The 4138-nt window shown below is 61.7% G+C and carries 4 protein-coding genes; all 4 read right to left on the bottom strand.

The window, feature by feature from the left end; genetic code table 11:
* Window positions 1–441 (bottom strand): thiolase family protein (locus AC04MI_RS23845; RefSeq protein WP_476498889.1); only part of this gene is annotated, 441 nt, incomplete at its 3' end.
* A gap of 40 nt (window positions 442–481) precedes the next feature.
* Complete coding sequence (locus AC04MI_RS23840) at window positions 482–2581, bottom strand: 3-hydroxyacyl-CoA dehydrogenase NAD-binding domain-containing protein (protein ID WP_476498888.1); 2100 nt, start codon at window positions 2579–2581, stop codon at window positions 482–484.
* 190 nt (window positions 2582–2771) lie between these two features.
* The gene (locus AC04MI_RS23835) at window positions 2772–3467 is read right to left on the bottom strand and encodes an ABC transporter ATP-binding protein (RefSeq protein WP_056063513.1); all 696 of its coding nucleotides are present in this window, start codon (window positions 3465–3467) and stop codon (window positions 2772–2774) included.
* Window position 3468: 1 nt separating this feature from the next.
* A partial coding sequence (locus AC04MI_RS23830; RefSeq protein WP_476498887.1) for an ABC transporter ATP-binding protein occupies window positions 3469–4138 on the bottom strand: 670 nt, incomplete at its 5' end.

Raw genomic sequence — 4138 nt, 5'->3', positions numbered from 1 at the left:
GCTCCAGTAAATCTCGGGCTTTTGCTTGGCCAGAGCCAGGTCCTGGATCATGTGCAGGTTCATCTCCTGCTGCACGCAGGAGATGCTTTCAACACCACCGGCCACGAACACATCGGCTTCGCCAGCGATGATGCGCTGGGCGGCCATGGCAATGGTCTGCAGCCCCGAAGAGCAAAAGCGGTTGACCGTGACGCCGGAGGCGGTGATGGGCAGACCGGCCTTCAAGGCGATCTGGCGCGCRATGTTGSWGCCGGTSGCGCCYTCRGGCGTGGCGCARCCCATGATSACGTCGTCSACKTCKGCRSCKTCGATGCCGGCGCGCRMMAYGGCGTGCTGCACGGCATGGCCGCCSAGSGTGGCGCCRTGCGTCATGTTGAASGMACCCTTCCAGCTCTTGGCGAGCGGCGTGCGGGCGGTGGAAACAATCACTGCGGAGGTCATGTGAATTCCTTTGATTCTGTAGATGGGTGCACGCGGCTATTTACTGGAAGGCCTTGCCTTCGGCGGCCAGCTTGGCCAGCAGCGGAGCGGGCTTCCAGAACGCTGCGTCATCCAGCGGGTTCTTGGCAAAACGGTCCATGGCCTGCACCACGTTGAACAGACCCACTTCGCTGGCGTAGTGCATGGGGCCGCCACGGTGGATGGGGAAGCCGTAGCCGGTCAGGTACACCATGTCGATGTCGCCSGACTTSSWGGCAATGCCGTCYTCCAGGATGTGCGCGCCTTCGTTGACCAGYGCRWACACCAGGCGCTGCACGATYTCTTCRTCSGAAATCTTGCGCGGCGTGATRCCCAGTTCCTTGCGGTGGTCTTCGATCATCTTGTTGACCAGGTCGCTCGGGATCGCGTCGCGCTTGCCGGCCTGGTAGTCGTACCAGCCTGCGCCGGTCTTCTGGCCGAAGCGGCCCAGTTCACACAGCTTGTCGGCCGTGCGGCTGTACTTCATGTCGGCACGTTCGACGGAGCGGCGCTTGCGGATGGCCCAGCCAATGTCGTTACCCGCCAGGTCGCCCATGCGGAACGGGCCCATGGCAAAGCCAAACTTTTCGATGGCCTTGTCCACCTGCTGGGGCGTGCAGCCTTCGTCTAGCAGGAAGCCAGCCTGGCGGCTGTACTGCTCGATCATGCGGTTGCCGATGAAACCATCGCACACGCCCGAGACCACCGAAGTCTTCTTGATCTTCTTGCCGATGGCCATCACGGTGGCCAGCACGTCCTTGGCGGTCTCCTTGCCACGCACCACTTCCAGCAGCTTCATCACGTTGGCAGGGCTGAAGAAGTGCATGCCCACCACGTCCTGCGGACGCTTGGTAAACGCTGCGATCTTGTCCACGTCGAGCGTGGAGGTGTTGGAGGCCAGGATGGCGCCAGGTTTGGCCACAGCGTCGAGTTGCTTGAACACGGCTTCCTTGACGCCCATCTCTTCAAACACGGCTTCGATGATGAGGTCGCAGTCCTTGAGATCGTCGTAGCTCAGCGTGGTGCTCAGCAGGGCCATGCGCTGCTCGTACTTGTCCTGCTTGAGCTTGCCCTTCTTGACCTGGGCTTCGTAGTTCTTCTTGATCGTGGCCACGCCACGGTCCAGGGCTTCCTGCTTCATTTCCAGGATCTTGACGGGGATGCCTGCGTTCAGGAAGTTCATGGAAATGCCGCCACCCATGGTGCCCGCGCCAATCACGCCCACCAGCTTGATGTCGCGCTTGGGGGTGTCGGAGGCCACATCAGGGATCTTGCTCGCCGCACGCTCGGCCATGAACAGGTGGCGCAATGCACGCGACTCGGGCGTCCACATCAGGTTGATGAAGATCTCGCGCTCGACCAGCATGCCCTCGGCGAACTTCTTCTTGGTGGCCGCTTCGACCGCGTCCACGCACTTGGCGGGCGCGGGGAAGTTCTTGGCCATGCCCTTGACCATGTTGCGTGCGAACTGGAAGTACGCATCGCCTTCGGGGTGCTTGCAGGGGAAGTTGCGCACCAGGGGCAGCGGACGGGCATCGGCCACGCTCTGGGCAAACGCCAGGGCTTCTGCGGCCAGCGATTCGGCCGACGCGGCCATCTTGTCAAACAGCTTCTGGCCGGGCACGGCGCCGATCATTTCGCTCTTGACGGGCTCACCGCTCACGATGAGGTTGAGCGCGGCTTCCACACCAATCACGCGGGGCAGGCGCTGCGTACCGCCTGCGCCGGGGATCAGGCCCAGCTTGACTTCGGGCAGTGCAATCGAGCAGCCAGGCGCCGCAATGCGGTAGTGGCAACCCAGGGCCAGCTCCAGCCCGCCGCCCATGGCCACGCTGTGCATGGCAGCCACGACGGGCTTGGCCGAGTTTTCAATGGCGGCAATCACCGACAGCAGGTTGGGTTCTTGCAGGGACTTGTCGGTGCCGAACTCCTTGATGTCGGCGCCGCCAGAGAACGCACCACCGGCACCGGTGATCACGATGGACGTGACCGCTGCATCGGCATTGGCACGGCCAAGGCCGTCCACGATGCCCTGGCGGGTCGCCAGACCGAGTCCGTTGACGGGAGGGTTGGCCATGGTGATCACGGCAACGGAGCCGTGGACTTTGTATTCAGCGGTCATGGTGCTGTTGTTCCTTGGAAAGTGAAAAAGAACGATCGTGCGTTTTTATTGTAGAGACTTCAAACCCATTTGGCGTGTCAATTTGTCCCGGGCGGGACAAGGGGGTTTGCAGTGCGACATTTGGTAGAGCAAAAAAAGAGGCGCCTTCAGCTATCGGGCGCCTCTTTTGGCCATGGTTTTTCAGAAATCGTCAGACTTCAAGCCATTCCTTGCGGATGTAGTTGTCGGCCCGCAGGCTGTCCGGTGTGCCCTGGAACACGATAGAGCCATGCCCCATCACCAGTGCGCGGTCTGAGATCTTCATGGCAATGGTCAGCTTCTGCTCGATCAACAGCACCGAGATGCCGCGCGACTTGATGGTCTGCAGGTACTGGCCCACCAGYTCGACGATCTTGGGYGCMAGRCCYTCGGTGGGCTCGTCGATGATGATSAGGTCSGGGTCRCCCATGAGCGTGCGGCACAGGGTCAACATCTGCTGCTCGCCGCCCGACATCACGCCCGCCTCGGTGTGCTGGCGCTCCTTGAGTCGGGGGAACATCTCGTACATATCGTCAAACGACCAGCGGCTGTTCTTGCCACTGCCCTTTTGGCCGAGCATCAGGTTCTGGTGCACGGTGAGGTTGGGGAACACATCGCGGCTTTCGGGCACATAACCCACCCCCAGGTGGGCGATCTCGTAGGCCTTCCTGCCATTGAGGTCCTGCCCCTTCCAGTTGAGTGTGCCCTCCCAGTCCACCAGACCCATGATGGCCTTGGCGGTGGTGGAGCGGCCCGAACCGTTGCGCCCCAGCAGGGCCACGATTTCACCGGGTTGTACATCAAAGGTCACGCCATGCAGCACATGGCTCTTGCCGTAATAGGCGTGGAGATTTTCGATTTTCAGCATGTCAGTGTCCCGCCCCTTGCTCGTCCGCAACGACCGAGCCCAGATAGGCCTCTTGCACGCGCTGGTTGGCGCGCACCTTGTCGGGCGTGTCAAAGGCAATCACCTCGCCATACACCACCACAGCGATCTTGTCGGCCAGGCCGAACACCACGCCCATGTCGTGCTCCACCGTCAACAGCGTGCGGCCTTCGGTCACTTCCTTGATGAGGTGGATGAAGCGTGAGGTCTCGGTCTTGCTCATGCCGGCCGTCGGTTCGTCCAGCAGGATCACGTTGGCACCGCCCGCGATGGTGATGCCAATCTCCAGCGCACGCTGCTCGGCGTAGGTCAGGTTCATCGCCAGCGTGTCGCGCTTCTTGTCGAGCTTGATCATCTCCATGAGCTGCTTGGCGCGCTCATTGGCATCGTGCAGGTTCGACAGGAAGCGCAGGAACGTGTACTTGTAGCCCATGCTCCACAGCACGCCGCACCGCAGGTTTTCGAACACCGACAGCTTGGGAAAGATGTTGGTGATCTGGAAGCTGCGCGAGAGCCCGCGCCGGTTGATCTCGTACGGTGCCATGCCGTTGATGCGCTGGCCATTCAGGATCACATCGCCGCTGGTGGGCTCAAAGCGCCCGCTGATCAGATTGAACAGCGTGGACTTGCCCGCGCCGTTGGGGCCGATGATG

Source organism: Acidovorax sp. LjRoot204, from assembly GCF_056175785.1.
The sequence above is the reverse complement of the archived record's forward strand: the minus strand, read 5'-3'. Positions and strand labels throughout refer to the sequence as shown.